The sequence below is a fragment of the Carnobacterium mobile DSM 4848 genome (assembly GCF_000744825.1).
Taxonomy (GTDB): domain Bacteria; phylum Bacillota; class Bacilli; order Lactobacillales; family Carnobacteriaceae; genus Carnobacterium_A; species Carnobacterium_A mobile.
The window spans coordinates 413,123-432,376 of the sequence record NZ_JQMR01000001.1 but is presented as its reverse complement, the minus strand read 5'-3'; the positions used below and the strand labels follow the sequence as shown (position 1 = coordinate 432,376).

The 19,254-nt window shown below is 37.3% G+C and carries 14 protein-coding genes, 1 pseudogene and 1 other annotated feature; of the genes and pseudogenes, 1 reads left to right on the top strand and 14 read right to left on the bottom strand.

The features are described from left to right. Positions 1 to 23: 23 nt before the first annotated feature. A complete protein-coding gene (gene hisS, locus BR87_RS01945) occupies positions 24 to 1,349 on the bottom strand; it encodes a histidine--tRNA ligase (RefSeq protein ID WP_035028033.1) in 1,326 nt (441 codons plus the stop codon). 78 nt (positions 1,350 to 1,427) lie between these two features. Next, positions 1,428 to 1,633, bottom strand: a binding site (T-box leader). 193 nt (positions 1,634 to 1,826) lie between these two features. Here hisS and BR87_RS01940 point away from each other — a divergent pair. Continuing rightward, positions 1,827 to 3,146: an N-acetylmuramoyl-L-alanine amidase family protein gene (locus BR87_RS01940; RefSeq protein ID WP_051929619.1), complete on the top strand. Its 1,320-nt coding sequence runs from the start codon at positions 1,827 to 1,829 to the stop codon at positions 3,144 to 3,146. Positions 3,147 to 3,574: 428 nt separating this feature from the next. Here the strand turns inward: BR87_RS01940 and dtd are convergent, their stop codons facing one another. The 13 genes and pseudogenes from dtd to dnaJ form a co-directional block, all read right to left on the bottom strand. Next, positions 3,575 to 4,021 carry a D-aminoacyl-tRNA deacylase gene (dtd, locus tag BR87_RS01935; RefSeq protein ID WP_035028031.1) on the bottom strand — a complete coding sequence of 149 codons (447 nt, stop codon included), beginning with the start codon at positions 4,019 to 4,021 and terminating at the stop codon, positions 3,575 to 3,577. An 87-nt stretch (positions 4,022 to 4,108) separates the two neighbouring features. Continuing rightward, positions 4,109 to 6,319, bottom strand: coding sequence for a RelA/SpoT family protein (locus BR87_RS01930; RefSeq protein ID WP_035028029.1), 2,211 nt, complete (start codon positions 6,317 to 6,319; stop codon positions 4,109 to 4,111). A 261-nt stretch (positions 6,320 to 6,580) separates the two neighbouring features. Continuing rightward, the gene (deoC, locus tag BR87_RS01925) at positions 6,581 to 7,231 is read right to left on the bottom strand and encodes a deoxyribose-phosphate aldolase (protein WP_035028027.1); all 651 of its coding nucleotides are present in this window, start codon (positions 7,229 to 7,231) and stop codon (positions 6,581 to 6,583) included. A gap of 77 nt (positions 7,232 to 7,308) precedes the next feature. Further along, positions 7,309 to 8,073, bottom strand: coding sequence for a 16S rRNA (uracil(1498)-N(3))-methyltransferase (locus BR87_RS01920; RefSeq protein ID WP_035028026.1), 765 nt, complete (start codon positions 8,071 to 8,073; stop codon positions 7,309 to 7,311). A gap of 1 nt (position 8,074) precedes the next feature. Continuing rightward, positions 8,075 to 9,025 (bottom strand): 50S ribosomal protein L11 methyltransferase, encoded by a 951-nt coding sequence (gene prmA / locus BR87_RS01915; protein WP_035028025.1) that lies wholly within the window; start codon positions 9,023 to 9,025, stop codon positions 8,075 to 8,077. 32 nt (positions 9,026 to 9,057) lie between these two features. Continuing rightward, complete coding sequence (locus BR87_RS01910) at positions 9,058 to 9,549, bottom strand: DUF3013 family protein (protein ID WP_035028024.1); 492 nt, start codon at positions 9,547 to 9,549, stop codon at positions 9,058 to 9,060. An 18-nt stretch (positions 9,550 to 9,567) separates the two neighbouring features. After that, a complete protein-coding gene (locus BR87_RS01905) occupies positions 9,568 to 10,200 on the bottom strand; it encodes a DNA-3-methyladenine glycosylase (protein ID WP_035028023.1) in 633 nt (210 codons plus the stop codon). A gap of 162 nt (positions 10,201 to 10,362) precedes the next feature. Beyond that, positions 10,363 to 12,072 (bottom strand): Na/Pi cotransporter family protein, encoded by a 1,710-nt coding sequence (locus BR87_RS01900; protein ID WP_035032688.1) that lies wholly within the window; start codon positions 12,070 to 12,072, stop codon positions 10,363 to 10,365. A gap of 253 nt (positions 12,073 to 12,325) precedes the next feature. After that, a pseudogene (locus BR87_RS01895) lies at positions 12,326 to 13,066 on the bottom strand (NAD-dependent protein deacylase). A 43-nt stretch (positions 13,067 to 13,109) separates the two neighbouring features. Continuing rightward, a complete protein-coding gene (locus BR87_RS01890) occupies positions 13,110 to 13,844 on the bottom strand; it encodes a hypothetical protein (RefSeq protein WP_035028022.1) in 735 nt (244 codons plus the stop codon). A 318-nt stretch (positions 13,845 to 14,162) separates the two neighbouring features. Then, on the bottom strand, positions 14,163 to 15,986 hold the full coding sequence (gene lepA, locus BR87_RS01885; protein ID WP_035028020.1) for a translation elongation factor 4: 1,824 nt from the start codon (positions 15,984 to 15,986) through the stop codon (positions 14,163 to 14,165). A 361-nt stretch (positions 15,987 to 16,347) separates the two neighbouring features. Further along, positions 16,348 to 17,751: an ISLre2 family transposase gene (locus tag BR87_RS01880; RefSeq protein WP_051929618.1), complete on the bottom strand. Its 1,404-nt coding sequence runs from the start codon at positions 17,749 to 17,751 to the stop codon at positions 16,348 to 16,350. Positions 17,752 to 17,970: 219 nt separating this feature from the next. Beyond that, positions 17,971 to 19,122 carry a molecular chaperone DnaJ gene (dnaJ, locus tag BR87_RS01875; protein WP_035028019.1) on the bottom strand — a complete coding sequence of 384 codons (1,152 nt, stop codon included), beginning with the start codon at positions 19,120 to 19,122 and terminating at the stop codon, positions 17,971 to 17,973. Positions 19,123 to 19,254 lie beyond the last annotated feature (132 nt).

Here is a 19,254-nt window from a genome sequence, read left to right as displayed (position 1 = left end):
ATCCAACTCCTTTTGGTTAGTGATTAATCTTCTTTATTGAAAAACTCATTAAAGGCTGTCATATCAGCGGTTTTCAAATTAAATAATTTTTCAAAGTCTTGGTAGGCTTCTTTCAATGACACAGTAGATTCTTTACCATTTTTCATTACTTTAAAGTTTACCTGACCATTTTTCAATTCTTCTTCGCCTAAGGTCAACACGACTTTAGCTTTTAATTTTGCAGCGGTTTTAAATTGTGCTTTAGCTTTACGATCAAAATAATCACGTTCAGCAGAAAAACCGGCTGAACGAATAGCTTGAACGAGTTTTAAAGCCTCTACATTCGTTTCTTCTCCTATGCCAACCACATAAACATCTAGTTCATGTAAATTAGGGATGTCTATCTTTTCCGCTTCTAAAGTCAGCATCAACCGTTCTAGTCCTAGTGCAAAACCAAAACCAGGTGTTTCTGGTCCTCCCAGTTCTTCGACCAAACCATCGTAACGTCCTCCTGCACAGATCGTGGTGATAGCTCCGAATCCAGGCGCATCGCTCATGATTTCAAATATAGTATGGTTGTAATAATCCAAACCTCTTACCATGTTGCTGTCGACTGTATAAGGGATATTCAACGCATCCAACATTTCTTTGACTTGTTCGAGATGTTTTTGTGAATCTTCACTTAAATAATCTAAAATAGAAGGAGCTTGTTGAACGATTTCTTGATCTTTTTTATTTTTACTATCTAAAACACGTAAAGGATTTTTATGCAAACGGATTTGAGAATCTTCACTTAATTCATTAAAATGTGGTTCAAGATAAGCAATCAAAGCTTCGCGATAGGCGATACGACTTGCTGAATCACCTAGCGAGTTGATGACTAACGTTAAATGCTCTAAGCCAAGTTCTTTAAATAAATCCATTGCTAAAGACATAGATTCAACATCAACTGCTGGATTAGTGCTTCCAAAAACTTCAACTCCTAATTGATGGAATTGACGCATACGTCCTCCTTGAGGACGTTCATACCGAAACATCGGCCCCATATAGTAGACTTTGTAGGGCTTTGCATATTCAGGACCAAATAGTTTGTTTTCCACATATGCCCGAACAACAGGAGCTGTTCCTTCTGGACGTAGGGACATATGGCGTTTGCCTTTATCGTAAAAATCATACATTTCTTTCGAAACAATATCACTGGTTTCCCCTACTCCGCGTGAAAATAAATCATAACTTTCAAAAATTGGAGTTCTGATTTCATGAAATTGGTAATCTCCCAAAATAATTTTGGCGGTTTCTTCAACATATTGCCACTTTAATGAATCATCTGGTAATAAATCTGCAGTTCCTTTTGGTCTTTGTATGGCCATTTTTTCAACACTCCTTCATACTCTTGTTATTAATTATTTTTATTTAAAAGCAAAAAAAAAGCGTCCTTATTCTTAACGAATAAGGACGAGTTATTAGTTTCCCGTGGTACCACCTTTGTTTGAAAGCCAAGCTTTCCTTAACGAATAACGCTCGTAACGTAGCAGCTTTTCACTGCTATCCCTCCAGAGTGTCTTTCAGTCTTTTAACGGGAATCACTTTCAGCCAAGGTGAGTCTCTCTTTTTTCACGTTATCAAAGCTTATTCTCTCTTTCAACGGGTTTCTTTTATTAGAATAGTTCCAGATTACAAGAAAGATTTGCGCTTGTCAAGCCAATCTAACAGAAAGATAATTAAGCGAGTTGTTGTAATCGTTCACTAATTGATTGCATATCTCCCCCTTTACTTGCTATAATCATTTTATACATATAATTAATAGGTTGCACTCGTTTTGCAATAGGAAAGTAGTGAATAAATCAATGCAAAAAATCCGTATACTAAAACAACCCAAAACATTGATTACTTTTTTAGCTGTTTTGATTTTTATCAGCATTACAACTTTCGCAACCGTTGCGTTGGCTAATCAAAGCACAATCAAAGTCGATGCGAATGTCGTAAATATACGAACCGGACCAGGGTTATCTTATGATATTATGACTCAAGTTGTAGGCGGCGAAAAAATAAATGTAATCTCTGAAGAAAATGAATGGTATAAAATTCGGCTGAGTAATGATCAAATTGGCTGGGTAGCTAGTTGGTTGATTGCAAATACTGAAATAAGTGCAGCCTCTAATAAAACCGGAATGATCATCGGCGAGTCTGTAAATATCCGGAGCGAGGGCAACACAGAAGCTACTATTTTAGGAAAAGCCACTAAAGGAACTGAATTGACTGTGCTCTTTCAACAAAATGGCTGGACTCAAGTGCAATACAATGAACAAGTAGCTTGGGTAAGTTCTGATTTGATTGAAGTCACTGCAGAAACGAAGACGGCGACTCCTACAAGTCTTACCAAAGAAGATACAAAAGTTCCAATTCAAACCATCACTGTCAGAGCAGATGGGACTAACATTCGCAGTGGACCATCCATTGATGAAAAAGTCCTAGTAAAAGCTTCCAAAGGAGACAGCTTTACCTATCTCAGCACTGCAGGAGACTGGTACCAAATTGAAACGGCTGATGGACAAAAAGGTTATATCGCAAATTGGGTCGTCGATCTATCTGCCAATAAAACTGCCGCTCCAACAGCTAATGTAACTTCTTTATCAGAAGCCACAATTGTGATTGACGCAGGACATGGTGGTGAAGATCCTGGTGCTCCAGCTGTTACTTATAATGAAAAAGAAGTTACACTAAAAACGGCTAAAGTATTAGCTGCTCGGTTACAAAAAGCCGGAGCGAATGTTATCTTGACTCGAGATTCAGATGAAACAGTCAGTTTAAATCAAAGAACCGTCATCAGCAACCAAGCTGCTGCAGATGCTTTTATCAGTATTCATTATGATTCAACTGAAAATCCTAATGAAGCTAGTGGAACGACGACTTATTATTATTACGAGAAAGAAAGACCATTAGCTGAAGCAATCAATGCTCAACTTCAGCAAAATGGACTACTGCCTAATAATGGAGTCCATTTCGGTGATTTTTATGTTACACGAGAAAATAGACAGCCGGCCGTTTTATTAGAATTGGGCTACTTAAATAACACAGTTGACCAAGCTACTATCAATACGGATTCTTATCGTTATTCTATTGTGGAAAGTATTTACCAGGCTTTAAACCAATACTTTGCTCCTTAATTCCAACAGCAAAAGAAGCTTACCTGTGTCTATCCTTTAATGAGATAGATGTAAACAGGTAAGCTTCTTTTTATGGTTCTATTATTTTTGGTGTGGGTAAGAAAAATGAATCTATTCCACAATCTTGAAATTTTCGGAGGAATAGCGGCTGCTTGCAGCTATGTAAAGGATGATTCAAAGTAGCACTGTGGCCATGAGACCAAGTGTATCATGTCTGTAAAACTGCTAAAGCAGCAACAAGCCATGACAAGGCTTGAAAGGCTCCAGTCGTTCCCATGGCTCTTGCAAGCAGACGCGTAAATCTCGGATAAAATTTCATTGTCTAAGCATTACCATTACGATTAACAAAGAACCCTTCTTATTTATAGCAAGAAAGAATAAAGAGCTACACTCCATTGCATTGGTAGAATTGCCTTACCCTTACTTTTTTATTTGTTTTTACTGTCGATCAGAATAGTTACAGGCCCATCATTTACTAATGACACTTGCATGTCTTCACCAAATATGCCCGTTTCAACATGAATTCCTTTTTCTCTTAGACCTTCATTAAAGGCTTCATATAAAGGAATAGCTGTATCTGGTTTGGCTGCCTGAATAAAGCTTGGCCGATTGCCCTTTTTAGTATCAGCATGTAAAGTAAATTGAGAAATAGAAAGAATTTCCCCTCCCGTCTCTTGAATAGACCAATTCATTTTGTCGGCTTCATCAGAAAAAATTCGCATATTGCACACTTTTCGGATTAAATAATCCACATCTTCTTGTGTATCTGCTGTTTCTATTCCTACGAGCAGAACCAAACCATGAACAATACTTCCCACAATTTCATTCTCAATTTTTACTTCAGCCTGTTTGCTTCTTTGAATAACCAGTTTCATAAAATGCCTCTTTTCTTTTTTATAAAAAATGAAGTAAAAACAGAAGATCATCAATCCATCTTCTGTTTAAAGATTCTGTTTAGTTTATTAAGACGTTAATCTGCGGACACTATATACATCAGGAATCATTTTAACTTTTTCAATAATTTTTTCTAAATGATTTAAATTCGGGATAGCGACAGTTAATGTGATAGTCGCCATTCGATTATTATCTACTCGTCCATTCACGTTATTTAAATTTCGTGTCATTGTGTTGACAACTTGTAAAACTTCATTCAATAAACCAGAACGGTTATAGCCTTCAATTTGTAACTCTGCATCGTAATCTTGTCCCTGAGAAGAAGTGTCTTGCCATTCTACATCAATAAGTCGATTCTCAGCATCCTTAGCTGATTGAACATTTGGGCAGTCAGCTCGGTGAATTGAGACGCCACGGCCCTTTGTAATATACCCTACAATTTCGTCACCAGGAACTGGGTTGCAGCAACGGCTGATACGGACTAGCAAGTTATCGACTCCTTGAATCACTACGCCGCCTTCATGCCGAACTTGGATTTTTTCTATTTCTTTTTTTGACTTCACTTCTAAAGTATCAATTTCTTGAGCACGTTTTTCACTTTCTCGAGCACGTCTTTCCTTTTCAGTTAGCCGATTAGCCACAGCCAAAGCTGTTACTTCTCCATAACCGATCGCTGCAAATAAATCGTCTTCTGTAGTGAAATTAAAGCGTTCTAAAAGGTTTTTCATATTTTGTTTGGTTAAAAACTCTTTTGGCAAAAATTGCATATCTTGAAGCTGTTTATCAAGCAAATCGCGTCCTTTGATGATGTTAGCTTCGCGATCTTGCAATTTAAAGAATCGTTTTATTTTGTTTTTTGCTTTGCTCGTTGAAACCACACTGATCCAGTCACGGCTTGGTCCATAGGAATTAGGTGAAGTCAGTACCTCAATGATATCTCCAGTTTTTAATTTGTAATTTAAAGGAACGATCTTACCATTAACTTTAGCTCCAATTGTTTTATTACCAATCTCTGTATGAATATTATAAGCAAAATCTAATGGACCGGCACCAGAAGGAAGTTCGCTGACATCGCCTTTTGGAGTGAAAACATATACTTTGTCTTTAAGAATGTCTCCTTTTACGCTTTCCATAAAGTCGCTGGCATCGTTCGCTTCATTTTGCAGCTCGATGATATCTCTAAACCAAGGTAAGTTTCCGCCGACTTCTGTATTGTCTAATTTTTTGGTAATGCCTTCTTTATAAGCCCAGTGAGCAGCCACACCATATTCTGCCACTTGATGCATTTCTTCTGTTCGAATTTGAACTTCGACAGGCTTGCCATTAGGGCCAATAACGGTTGTGTGAATGGATTGGTACATATTAGATTTTGGCATAGCAATATAATCTTTAAAACGTCCCGGCATTGGTTTCCAGCGCGTATGAACGGCTCCTAAAACAGCGTAACAATCTTTAATAGAATCAACGATGATTCGGATAGCCAGTAGATCGTAAATCTCATTAAATTGTTTTTTTTGATCCCGCATTTTACGGTAAACCGAATAAATGTGTTTTGGGCGACCATAGATTTCTGCATTGATATTCAATTCGTCAACAGAATCTTGGATTTTTTTGATCGTATTAGCGATATAGGTTTCTCGTTCTTCACGTTTAGAATTCATTAAGTGAACAATACGGTAGTACTGTTGAGGATTCAAATAACGCAAAGAAGTATCTTCCAATTCCCATTTTACTTTACTGATCCCTAAACGGTCAGCTAATGGAGCATAAATTTCTAATGTTTCATTTGCTATACGTCTTTGTTTATCTGGACGGTGAAACTTTAAAGTTCGCAAATTGTGCAACCTGTCAGCTAATTTGACCATGATCACGCGTATGTCCTTTGCCATTGCTAATAACATTTTACGATGGTTCTCAGCCTGTTGTTCTTCATGAGATTTAAATTCAATTTTTCCTAGTTTCGTCACACCATCGACCAACATAGCTACTTCTGGTGTAAACTCTCGCGCAATATCTTCAAAAGTAATATCAGTATCTTCAACAACATCATGCAAGAAACCTGTTGCCACAGTCACAGGATCCATTTTTAATTCGGCTAATATGCCTGCAACTTGAATGGGATGGATGATATAAGGTTCACCGGATTTACGGAGCTGCCCTTCATGAGCCATCGTTGCAAAGTCACATGCCTTCTTGACAAAAGCCACATGACTGCTATTCATATAAGTGATCGTTAAAGCAATCACTTCTTGTGCAGTATAATTTCTATTTTTGGGCATCTTGTCACCTTCTCTTCCAGTTGATTTTCTTTACAGTTCATTTTATTTCTATTTTAACCAATTTACTCTAACAGTATAAATAAACACTTGCTTGAGAGTGCCAGTTGTGTTAAATGCCTTCCTGCCATTATACCGTTAAATGAGGGTAAATTCAATCTGAAAACGTAGATGGTCACAAACTTAGGAACCAAAAATAAACATAATAAAAAAGCAAAGAACAAATAAATCGATTCTTTGCTTTTCCGTCTTCTTTTGTCCGAACTACTTAGCTACAATAGCAATGCCGTTTGATGAACCTAATCGTGTTGCCCCTGCTGCAATAAAAGCTTTCGCGTCCTCAGCAGTTCTTACACCACCGCTGGCTTTAACACCCATTTCTGGTCCGACAGTTGCTCGCATTAACGTGACATCTTCCAGAGTTGCGCCTCCAGTTGAAAAGCCAGTTGATGTTTTTACAAAATCAGCACCTGCTTTTTTAGCTAGTTCACAAGCTCTCACTTTTTCTTCGTCTGTTAGTAAACTTGTTTCAATAATAACTTTAGAAAGAGCTTTAGTTTTTGCTGCTTCTACTACTCCTTTAATATCGCGTTCCACTAATTCACTATCTTCGTCTTTTAAAGCACCAATATTGATCACCATATCAACTTCAGTTGCACCATTTTGGATAGCATTTCTAGCTTCAAAAGCTTTTAATTCAGGTGTGTTGGCTCCTAAAGGAAAACCAATCACTGTACATACTTTTACGTCGCTGTTTCCTAAAAATGCAGCTGCTTTTTTTACCCATGTCGGATTAACGCAAACAGACATAAAATCATACGTAACCGCTTCTTCGCATAATTGTCTAATCTGTTCTTCTGTTGCATCTGCTTTAAGTAGTGTGTGATCAATATATTTATTCAAATTCTCTGCCATTGCTAGTTCCTTCTTTCTTTAATCAGAATAGTATTTTCTTATCTATTATAGCTTGCTTTTCAGTAATATACAAAATATCAGTTGTTTTTGTTTAATTCGAACTGATAAGAGATAGCAGCCAATGCATATAATGGTGCTGTTTCCGTCCGAAGAATTCTTGGTCCTAAAGCACAAGGAAGCATCCCACTGTCAAATAAAGATGCGACTTCTGCATTACTTAATCCACCTTCAGGACCAAAGACAATCAGCAACTTGCTGCCTGGTTTTAATGAATTTAGGGTTTTGACAAAATTTTGTGTTTCACCTGTTTTTGCACTTTCTTCATACGCTACCAGACAGGCATCAAAAGAACTGCTGATTGTTAACAATTCTTTGAAAGAATGAACCCTTGTTATTTCTGGGAAAACAGAACGATGAGATTGTTCCGCTGCTTCTTGTGCTATTTTTTTTAAACGCAGCAGCTTTTTAGCGGCTTTTTTTTCATCCCATTTGGTAATAGAATAGGTAGCTTGAAAAGGAAGAAAACACGCTGCTCCTAATTCTGTTCCTTTTTGAACGATATAATCCAGCTTGTCTCCTTTAGGCAGCCCGCTAGCAATCGTTACGTGAATCGGCAATTCTGTTGTTGTATGTTCATCTTCTATCCATTTTAAGATAACAGCATCTTGTTCTATTGCCTTGATTTCTGCTTTAAATGCTCGCTGTTCAGGAAGAACCAAATAAACTTGGTTCCCAGGTTTCATTCGCATCACGCGAACAATATGATGGTATTGTTCGCCGGTAAGAGCGATCTCTGTAGTGTGATAATCTTCTACTGTTTCGGCAAGAAAGTAACGTTGCATCTTACTCCTCCTCAGCAGGTTTTTGTGCGATCACAGCAACCCAATCTTTCATTTGAAGAATTTGACTGATTTCAAACCCTTGCTCTCTTAAATGAGACAAAATCGTGTCCTTTTTTGATTCGATAATTCCTGAAGTTAAAAATAACCCATTTGGTTTCAAGGCTTCCCAGGCGTCCGGTATAAGAGGAACAATAATTTCTGCTAAAATATTAGCTACTACAATATCGGCTTTTATTTCTACTCCTTTAAGTAAATCATTAGCAGAAACTTGAATGTCTTGAGCATATTCGTTTAATTGAATATTATCATAAGCCGATTGAACAGCTACATCGTCTAAGTCATAAGCATATACTTTTCCTGCACCTAAAGCTTTAGCTGCAATACTTAACACACCTGATCCTGTACCAACATCTAAAATGGTTTCTTCCCCTATCATACTTGCTTCTAAAGATTGCAAAGATAAACGGGTGGTGGGATGTGTTCCTGTTCCAAAAGCCAATCCCGGATCTAATCGAATAATGCGTTCGTCTTCATACTTTGGTTCATAGTCTTCCCAACTCGGTACAACGGTCAAAAAACGAGTCACTTTCAATGGATGATAATATTTTTTCCAAGCGGTTGCCCAATTAGTTTCAGTCACTTCAGCAACTGTTAAAATATTGGGTTCAATAGCCAACCCTACTGTTGTTAATTTAAGGATGCGTTCTTTGATGTCTATTAAAATTTCCGGTAAAAAAAGTGTCTCTGGAAAATAAGCTTTAATAATAACACCTTCTGTTGAAAAATCTGCTTCATCTAATGCCCAGACTTGGCCTAACCCGTCATCAGGTACTTGTAAAAAATCCTGTCTATCTTCAATCGACACTCCTTGGGAACCTGCTTCAATTAAAATATTCGAAACAGCTTCTACCGCTTCATTTGCTGTCTGTACACTCACTTCTATCCATTTCATATTTTCAAAAGTCCTCCATCTAGGTTATGAGTTTAAAATTTTGGATAATCCACTCGTTCTTTATTATAACGGTTCGTATCTTTTGCTGTTTGGAGAGTGCTTTCAAAATTCGTTTCGTTCCACTCCATTTCAAACGTTTCAATTGCTGGATCAGTGGCAAAGTCTAATAAATCAGATTGTCCTTCTGTAACAACAATGCGCAACATTTTTACCACAGTATCTAAAAAGCCCTTTTCAATCCCTTTTTTTAAATCGAATGGGAAGGCGGCTAAATAATCGTCTAATCGAATCTTTGATTTTTCTGGATCATAAAAACAAATAATATCTTCAAACTGGATGATATTTTCTTTGTTGACCGTGCCTTCTACATCTTGAACAACCAAATCAGGTACTGTTTCAGCATAGATAGTAAACGCTACTTCAATCGTGTGCTGTCTTTTATTCCAATGCACAGCCCAATCAAATTCTAAATGACTTTCTTCCATAATTGTTTCTAAATAATCTATGACGTCTTGTTTTGCCATTTTGTCCACTCCTCTATTTTAATGATCCGTTTCAATTTTTCCTTCCCAACCTAAGTCGTTATCTGTCTTGCCTTTGATTCTGGAAACGTACGGATTTCCGATAACTGTATACCGGAGTAAAGCATCTGTCCATTCACCTTTATTGGGAATCCCAATTCTAGCTGAGACTCCAATTTCTTTTGGAATTCTGCGGTGTGTTTTTGACAAATATAAAGGCGGCTCGTTGATTGAAGCTCCATCGTCGCTTTTATCGATCGCCAGGGCTTTTGTCAGTTTTCCGGGCCCATCTGTCAACGTTATTCCATATTTACCGCGGCGTTCTTCCATCAGTTCAATACCTGTATAAGGTTCAATCGCCCGGATCAAGATGGCTTGCGGTATACCGGCTTCTTGCACGACTAAATTGAGCATTTGGTGGGTATGCATAGAATAAATGTAAATCGTTCCTGCTTCTTTATACATCGAAGCTAACCGTGGTGTTTTTTTTAAACCGTAACTATGAGCTGCAGCATCTATTTCGCCTAAATAAGCTTCTGTTTCTACGATCCAGCCTGAACAAATTCCTTCTTCAGTCTTTTTAATTATCAAACAACCCAACAGTTCTTGCGCAATCTCTTCAGTTGTTTTAGTTGGATCAAGCCAAAAAGTCATTAAATTTCCTCACCTATCTTAAATAATCTGATCTTTTATAAAAATGTCTTCAGTTATAAGTATACAACAAATTAGACCAGTTCTGTATAGAAAAGCCCGTTAAACAACTAAAAAAGACGCAGGTTAGTTAAACCTGCGTCATCTTTATTTTTTTAGACATTCTTATTCGTTTTCAAAAGAAAATAACTTATCTTTTGTTTTTTCGAACGTTTCAGAAAGACTAGACACAGCATGTTTTGTTGTTACATGCCGGGCAATCTTAACAGAATGATCGCCGATTCGTTCTAAACTGGACACTATATCAATAAATAAAATTCCGTCTCCTGGTTTTTCTGAACCGTTATTGATAGATTCTATATACTTCTTACGTAATTTTACTTCCATCTCATTGATCAAAGGATCTTGTTCAAGAACTTTATGAGCCAACTTTTCATTGTCTTCCTCATATGCACGAACAGCCATCTTTACTATCAACTCTACCATTTTAAACATACTGATGACGTCTGTATCGTAAAGTGAACGTTTTTCTCCATTGGAGCGTCCTTTTTCTTTGCTTTTCGCTTTTTTATCTATTTTAAGAACTTCCTTAACATTATTGGCTATGTTTTCGCTATGGTCTCCAATACGCTCCAGGTATTTTGTAATATCAATCAAAGCACTTAGTTCATTTGATTCTGCAATAGTTAATTTTTCTGCCGAAACAATCATCAAATACTCAGTAAGCCGCTGATCGATATTGTTAACGGCTTCTTCTAAATGATTAACTGTAGACAAATCATTTTCATTTTGTTCTCGATAATAACTGAACGCATGATGAAACTCCTCTATAGCAAATTTACTCATTTGGTTGATTTCTAATTTTGCTTGGTTAAGAGCCACATTAGGAGAAGTTTGAATGACTTTCGTGTCCAAATTTTTTGTGTCGTATTCCACTACGGCATCTTTTCCAGGTATAATTTTTTCCATTAAAGCTGCGATATTGCTGATAAACCAAACTTGAATCAAAACATTTATAATATTGAATAAACCATGTGCGAATGCAATCTGCAGAGCAGGATTTAAATTCAATCCTTGACTGACCAAAATGACCAAGCTTGTAAATGGTTTGAGGAAAATAAGGAAAACGACCGTGCCTACAATATTAAAAAAAACATGTGCCCCTGCTGTACGTTTAGCAGCAGTACTGGCTCCAATAGTAGCTAAAATAGCAGTAATCGTTGTTCCAATATTATCACCAAATAAGACTGGCAGAACCGCTCCTAGCGAAATACTGCCTTGCATATAAAGTTTCTGCAAAATACCGACGGTTGCGCTGGAACTCTGCATAACTAATGTCATTCCTGTTCCTGTAAAAACTGCAAATATAGGGTGATGAGATAAATTGACCATTAAATCATTAAAAGCTGCAACTTCTTCAAGAGGAGCCATGCCGCTTCCCATTAATTCTAGTCCATAAAATAAAGCTCCAAAACCAAACATAATTTGTCCCATATTATTAATAAACTGCTTTTTAAAGAAAAAGAGTAAAATAGCTCCTACTCCTAATATAGGCAAAGCGTATTCTCCGATATTGATTCCTATAATAAACGCGGTAATTGTTGTTCCAACATTGGCTCCCATAATAACGCCAATAGCTTGACGAAGTGTCATGAATCCAGCACTTACTAAACCGACTGTTAAAACAGTTGTTCCTGAGCTACTCTGTATTAAGGTGGTGACCAATATTCCTGTTAAGACAGCTTTTAAAGGTGTAGACGTAAATCGGTTCAATAGTTCGCGTAAACTGTCTCCAGCAGATTTTTGCAACCCATCTCCCATAATCTGAATTCCGAACAAGAAAATCCCGAGTCCGCCTAAAAACTGAAACAACATTAATTTGACATCCAAATCTTTTCCTCCATTTCAAAGCGATGCTTTTTCAATCAAGCGTTTTCGTCAAATAAAATAACCAACGCTTAAACTTCCTTTTCTATTATCTAGAAACCAACCTTATTAATCAATAGTTTTTTACAAAATAACCCGCAAATTTGTCTGGTTTTTGAAGCAGGGTTAAGTTGAATCGTTAAATACTGAAAAAAAGGACGAGAATTTTTTCTCAGCCCTCTTTTCTATGTTTAGTTTAACGTTAAGGCCGCTCATCTCTCCCATTAATAACAAGTTCTTTAAATACAGAACTAAGCGAATCTTCAATAATCAAATCAAAAACAGCTGGATACTGAATGGTTGTCCGATTTAATAAGACCACTGCATCTCCACTAAAGTAATGAATCAAACTATTAGCCGGATAAACAGATAAAGAGGTTCCCGCAATAAGTAACAGATCAGCTTTTTCAATCGCAGTCTTACTCATTAGTAAGGCTGTTTGGTCTAACATTTCACCATAGAGAACAACATCTGGACGAACTATGCCATTGTCATCCGGACATCTGGGAATCCCTTTATCATCTTGTTTTAAATCAAGTAAAGAATACTGTCGTCCACAAGTTAAACAAGTATTTTTTAACGTAGTTCCATGAAGTTCTAAAACATTTTTACTTCCAGCCATTTGATGCAATCCATCGATATTTTGTGTGATAATCGTGACATCTTTCCCTTTTGCTTCAAGTTCAGCTAAGTAAAGATGGGTTACATTAGGAACGGCTTCTGGGTACACTAAGTGTTCAAAATAATAGTTAAAAAAATCTTCCGGTTGTTCCTTTAAAAACTAATCGCTAACGATATCTTCCGGTTGATAAGTTTGACCAGAATCTTGATTAAACAAGCCATTGACGGAACGGAAATCAGGTATACCACTTTCCGTTGAAACACCCGCACCTCCAAAAAAGACCACACGATCAGCTTGTTTAATTAATTTTTTTAATTGCATAAGTTTGTTTTGCATATCCTTCCTCTTTTCTTATGTTTTTGTTTTAAATCAGCAATAAAAGAAGGGTATAACCCACTACACCTGTTAAAAAGCTACTTAAACTACTTTTTTGTTCTTCTGGTAATTCTTCTTTCAGCACATTTAGAATAACTCCTCCAGCTATAAAAGCCTGCAAAATCGATAGTACAAATTCATTCAATTCTGTCAACGCTCCTATCAGCCAGCCTAAAATAGGAGCTGCTGATAAAATAAGTCTGACATATTTGTCATAAGCTTCTTTATGATCTCTTCTAAGACTCCAATCATTCGTTATAAAATGTACTCCTAATGCTAGAAAATAAAAGAGTATACCGAAAGAACTTTTGTATTCTTCTCTGATTAAAAGATACCCAATAACAGCGTTATAGATAAAAAAAGAACCCATATGAATCCAAAATACGCCAGAATCTGCTTCTTCTGGGTTCTTTAAGTAACTGCTTTTCCGCGATATTTTGACTAAACGTTCCAAGGCATAAAATAGAACTAATCCTATTAAAGCGATGATGTAGATATGATTCTCAATATGCCGCCAACTGCTTTGTTGTAGTTTTTCAGTGACAATTTGTTGATAGTCATTTAATTGGGGCAACAAATGCACGAAAACATAAGAAACAGCTACTCCAGCAGAAAGTGATAAAAACCTGCTGCGTGGTACACGATTAGCAAATTGCATATATTTAGAAGAAAAGTGAATGAACGCGAATCTTACAGCACAAATAAAACTAACCACGAAATACATTGAACTCCTCCTCTCCATTTTTTTCAGTAACGCTGTATTTTTTACAATAGTGCTCTTATTTAGGATAAGCTTTAACTCTATTAAAATCAAAAAAAAGAGCTGAATCACTAGTTGATCTGCTCATTTTAAAACTATTTTGGCAAAGGGCCCATTATTTTCATTTTTTTACTAATTTAGTTGTATTTCTAATTGAAAACCTAGGAATTTTCCTAAAAAAATACCTATCAAAACCCTACAAAATTATAATTATAGGAAAATGATAGGCAAATCAGCTTTTCATACTATTTAATTTTTGAAAAACGCTATTATCTCAACGTTTTACTCGTCGTCCATTTTGAGAACAGACATGAAGGCCTCTTGCGGTACTTCTACGGATCCGACTTGTTTCATCCGTTTTTTACCAGCTTTTTGTTTCTTCAATAGTTTTTGTCGACGGGTCACATCGCCACCATACAATTTTGCTGTAACGTCTTTACGTAATGCTTTGATGTTTGAACGAGCAACAATTTTTTGTCCGATGGCTGCTTGAACTGGGATTTCAAATTGTTGTCTTGGTATAATCGTCTTCAATTGATCAACGATAGCTTTTCCACGGTTAAAAGCAAAATCTTTATGCACAATAAAACCTAAAGCATCAACTTTCTCACCATTTAATAAAATATCCATTTTAGATAGATTACTCTTCTTATAGCCGATCATTTCATAATCTAAAGAAGCATATCCCTTAGTGCTTGATTTCAATTTATCAAAGAAATCATAAACGATTTCTGATAAAGGAATTTCATAGACAACGTTTACTCTATTGTCATCAAGATAGTCCATTGTTAAGAAATCTCCACGTTTGCGTTGGGAAATTTCCATGACAGCTCCAACGTAATCATTTGGGACCATAATGGTTGCTTTTACATAAGGCTCTTCAATCGATTCGATAACACCTGGTTCAGGCATTTCAGCTGGATTAGCCACGGTTTTTTGTGTACCATCTGTTAAGTTTGCATGATAGATAACGGATGGAGCAGTTGTGATCAAATCCAAATTGAATTCACGTTCCAGCCGTTCTTGAATAACGTCCATGTGTAAAAGTCCTAAGAATCCGCAACGATACCCAAACCCAAGTGCTTGAGACGTTTCAGCTTCAAATTGTAAGGCTGCATCATTTAATTGCAGTTTGTCTAAAGCGTCTCTTAAATCACCATAACGTGAAGAATCGATCGGATACATTCCGCAATAAACCATCGGATTCAATTTCCGATAGCCTTCTAATGACTCTGCAGCAGGATTATCAGCTAAAGTGATCGTATCCCCAACTCGTGTATCTTGGATCGTTTTGATATTTGCTGTAACATATCCAACATCCCCGACCATTAAGAATTCACGCTTGATTGGTTTAGGAGAAAAGATGCCCACTTCAGATACTTCAAAAGTTTTTCCGTTACTCATTAACTTCATTGTATCTCCAGGTTTGATCATCCCTTCCATAACACGAATATTCAATACTACTCCACGATATGCATCGTAAGCTGAGTCAAATATCAAAGCTTTCAAAGGGCTATCTGTGTCGCCTATTGGAGCAGGAACTTTTTCGACGATTTGTTCCAAGATATCTTCGATCCCGATACCGGCTTTAGCACTTGCTAAAACAGCTTCGCTTGCATCGATCCCAATCACATCTTCGATCTCAGCACGGACACGTTCTGGATCTGCAGCTGGCAAGTCAATTTTATTGATTACCGGTATGATTTCAAGGTCATTGTCTAAAGCAAGATACACGTTTGCTAAGGTTTGTGCTTCAATTCCTTGTGCCGCATCTACGACTAGAATAGCCCCTTCACACGCTGCCAAACTTCTTGAAACCTCATACGTAAAATCGACGTGACCCGGCGTGTCTATCAAATGCAAAGTATACATTTCGCCGTCTTTTGCTGTGTAGTTTAATTCAATAGCGTTTAATTTAATAGTGATACCACGTTCACGCTCTAAATCCATAGAATCCAATAATTGAGCTTGCATATCGCGATCAGCAACCGTATGAGTCATTTGAAGAATACGATCTGCTAAGGTTGATTTTCCGTGGTCGATATGAGCAATAATGGAAAAATTCCGAATTCTTTTTTGTCGTTCAATTAAATCATTTTTATTCATTCAATTAAAGCCTACTTTCATGTTTTATTCCAAAAAGTGTCATTTTAAATTATAACAGTGAAACTACAGAATTACAACGTTTTACAGAGGTCGGTTAGTGTCAAGATATTCTCGGTAAAATTACAAAAAAGATGAAATCACTTTTTATCTCTAACAATTATAGCGTTTGTCGCTGTTTTGTTCGGTTTTTATTTGTTGTTTTCTCGCAAATCCTTGACAAGGGGGCCCATTTCCCTTGAACCCTATTACCTATTCCTTTTAAAAAATTTAAACACGTCTCTGCCATCAGTCTACCAAGGGAAAACCCCTTATCAAGAACCGAGTCGTATCGTGCACAGCACGATCTCCACTCTTTTGCTGGTTAATAGTTAAAAATAGCACTCAAGTTTCCCGTGCTGCTGGAACGACTTACATGAGGAATCGATCCATGACGGACACCCTCATGAGTTTGGTGGGGTACTTTTTTATGGGCTGCCTTAAGGGCAGCTTTATAAGACGCACTGGCTTGTTTCTTATACTCCGGCTGCTGTTCAATGATGGCTCGATCTAAAGTTCCGTTTTTTAAACCCTCGATCACATAAACGACATGGGTCAGTCCTTTTTTAGACCAATACTTTCCTTGGCCTTTTACACGATAGCTATAAGGACGGTGGTTGCTCTCACAAGTTCCAATACCGTGAGCTGCTTCTCCCAGCCCTCGTTTATAAATGGGCGTCAAATACTCCCAGTTTCTTGAAAGGTAGCCTCTTAATCGTCTGATTTGCTCTTCTAGTTGGGCTGCTTGTTCGTCTCCGATGATACTCTCAGCTGTATCTAAAACAGCTTCGACTGCTTCCCGCTCGTGATCTTGGATGGCTTTTTTTAGAGGAGATTGTAACTCAGGAACGAAGTTCAGTCGTTGTTTGATCTTTTGATTCACATGATACGTATCTCGTACATGTTCATGACGCAAGCAGCCTTGAACGACCGCATTAAATTTATCGAATTCATATCCAGAACCTCCATCACTGTTTGAAATGACAAGCGTATTCGTTAAGTCATAGTTGAGATAAAGGTAGTTTTGCACGAGACTCCAAGCCACTTCAGTACTGTCTGTGGAAGAGAAGTAATGCGTTCCTGTTAAACGAGTTCGTTTGCCGTTTTTTTCGACTCCTTCGGCAATTTGGATCCGATGGATCTCTCCACGTTTCTTTTTGATTTCTTTATACATCAGCCCATCGCCTTCTATGTACAGGAAAGGAACGTTCTTTTTCTCTTTCGGCTCAGTCAGTTTAGTGACGTCTAAAAGATGATTTTCTGTGTAATTCTGTTGAAACTCTCCCACTGTATCCAAGACGGCTTTGACTTTTGTATGGCTGATCGTAAAAGGCGTTAATAAGGCCGTTGCTTGTGCTGTTTTTCTTAATACTGTGCCGGAGGCGATCTCCGCAATGTTCCGTAAAAGAAGAGGAGAGAAGGTTTCTCTTGAAATAAAGCCCATTTCTTTATCTAATGGATAAAGTGCTTTTTCCATTTCTTTTTTCATTCTTCTTCGCTTGAATGTAACTTTTCCAAAAAGAAACTGAATCGTACGAAGATCTCTTTTCTCGATTCTATAGCCTTGTTTCTTATATTCTTCTGCTAATCCATCATCGATATACTCTAAAATAAGCTGCATAATGTCGCTGATTTTATTTGAAAAATAAACTTGTAATTTTCTTTCTGCATCGATTCCATCATTGGAACCCTTTATTATTTCGATAATTTCTGTTAAACTAATTTCCATGGAAAGTCATCCTCTACGATTATATTTAGGCGTACGAACCTATAATTGTATTGTAATGACTTTCCTCTTTTTTTGTCAATTTCATAAAAAAACAAGAATTGTTCGGCTTTGAATGTTTTAAATTCTCTACCACCAAAAATTTTACACTAAGCAGAGGTCGACTTGTTCCTAAAGAAAAACCTAAGCAAAAATGCTTAGGTTTTTCTTTCTTTAATTTGTTTATTTTCGATCTTTTTTAAAAGCATCTTTTACTTTTCCAAAAAGACTTTCTTCTTGTTCCGTTACTTCAATCCCGCTAGCTTTTGCAAACTCGCGTAAGATGTCTACTTGCTTATTAGACAAGTCTTTTGGAGTGATCAATTTAACTGTGACATGTTGATCCCCGTTACCAGTTCCTCTTAGTCGCGGTGCTCCTTTGCCTCTTAAACGGAAATTAGTTCCTGTTTGGGTTCCAGCTGGAACCTTCAGTTTAACTTTTCCATGAACTGTCGGTACTTCTATCTCATCCCCTAAAGCGGCTTGAATAAAACTAATAGGTAACTCATAGTAAATTTCTGAACCTTCACGATCATATAAGTCACTCGGTTTCACATGGAAAACCACATATAAATCACCATAAGGTCCACCATTTTTACCCACTTCGCCTTGTCCATTTAAGCGCATTTGGTTTCCATCTTCAACACCGGCTGGTACCGTTACTTTAACAGAATGTCTTTTCTTCACACGTCCAGAACCATGACAAGTTGGACATTTTTCTTTGATTTCTTTTCCTGTTCCGTTACACACATCACAGGTTTGGCGAGTCATCACACGGCCAAGCGGTGTGTTGCGTTCCACATTAAGCGTACCAGAACCATGACATTTTGTACAAGTAACAGGATGGGTGCCAGGCTTCGAACCTTCTCCATGACAAGTTCCACATTCATCTTCTCGGTTGTATTGAATAGTTGTTTCTTTTCCAAAAACAGCTTCTTCGAATTCTAAGTCCATCCGATATTGAAGGTCTTCTCCTTGACGTGGAGCATTAGGGTTAGCTGAACGCCCACCGCCTCCGAAAAAGGATTCAAAAATATCTTCGAAACCACCGCCGCCAAAGCCGCCGCCTCCGAAGCCACCACCGAAACCGCCGCCACCAGCTCCAAAGTTTGGATCAGTACTTGCGTGTCCGTATTGGTCATAAGCAGCTCGCTTGTTTGCATCGCTCAAAACTTCATATGCTTCTGAGATTTCTTTGAATTTTTCATCTGCATCTGCTTCTTTATTAATATCTGGATGGTATTGTTTAGAAAGCTTACGATATGCCTTTTTGATCTCTTGATCTGTCGCACTTTTCGAAACTCCTAATACCTCATAATAATCTCTTTTTGCCATGATTTCCCTCCATTGTCACAAAAGATACTGTTTATCTTCAGTCTACACTCCAATTAGCCTTTATGAGCATAGCATATCTAGAAGAAAAAGCCAAAAGCATTTTGCCTTGGCTTTTTACTTCATCATCCAATT

What these genes read in the sequence shown, in the direction of transcription:
- BR87_RS01940 (WP_051929619.1), top strand. Translation starts at nt 1,827, where the DNA reads ATGCAAAAAATCCGTATACTAAAACAACCCAAAACATTGATTACTTTT.
- BR87_RS01910 (WP_035028024.1), bottom strand. Translation starts at nt 9,549, where the DNA reads ATGGCAAAACAAGACGTCATAGATTATTTAGAAACAATTATGGAAGAA.
- hisS (WP_035028033.1), bottom strand. Translation starts at nt 1,349, where the DNA reads ATGGCCATACAAAGACCAAAAGGAACTGCAGATTTATTACCAGATGAT.
- BR87_RS01880 (WP_051929618.1), bottom strand. Translation starts at nt 17,751, where the DNA reads ATGGAAATTAGTTTAACAGAAATTATCGAAATAATAAAGGGTTCCAAT.
- BR87_RS01920 (WP_035028026.1), bottom strand. Translation starts at nt 8,073, where the DNA reads ATGCAACGTTACTTTCTTGCCGAAACAGTAGAAGATTATCACACTACA.
- BR87_RS01905 (WP_035028023.1), bottom strand. Translation starts at nt 10,200, where the DNA reads ATGACTTTTTGGCTTGATCCAACTAAAACAACTGAAGAGATTGCGCAA.
- BR87_RS01900 (WP_035032688.1), bottom strand. Translation starts at nt 12,072, where the DNA reads ATGTTGTTTCAGTTTTTAGGCGGACTCGGGATTTTCTTGTTCGGAATT.
- lepA (WP_035028020.1), bottom strand. Translation starts at nt 15,986, where the DNA reads ATGAATAAAAATGATTTAATTGAACGACAAAAAAGAATTCGGAATTTT.
- dnaJ (WP_035028019.1), bottom strand. Translation starts at nt 19,122, where the DNA reads ATGGCAAAAAGAGATTATTATGAGGTATTAGGAGTTTCGAAAAGTGCG.
- BR87_RS01890 (WP_035028022.1), bottom strand. Translation starts at nt 13,844, where the DNA reads ATGTATTTCGTGGTTAGTTTTATTTGTGCTGTAAGATTCGCGTTCATT.
- BR87_RS01930 (WP_035028029.1), bottom strand. Translation starts at nt 6,319, where the DNA reads ATGCCCAAAAATAGAAATTATACTGCACAAGAAGTGATTGCTTTAACG.
- prmA (WP_035028025.1), bottom strand. Translation starts at nt 9,025, where the DNA reads ATGAAATGGATAGAAGTGAGTGTACAGACAGCAAATGAAGCGGTAGAA.
- deoC (WP_035028027.1), bottom strand. Translation starts at nt 7,231, where the DNA reads ATGGCAGAGAATTTGAATAAATATATTGATCACACACTACTTAAAGCA.
- dtd (WP_035028031.1), bottom strand. Translation starts at nt 4,021, where the DNA reads ATGAAACTGGTTATTCAAAGAAGCAAACAGGCTGAAGTAAAAATTGAG.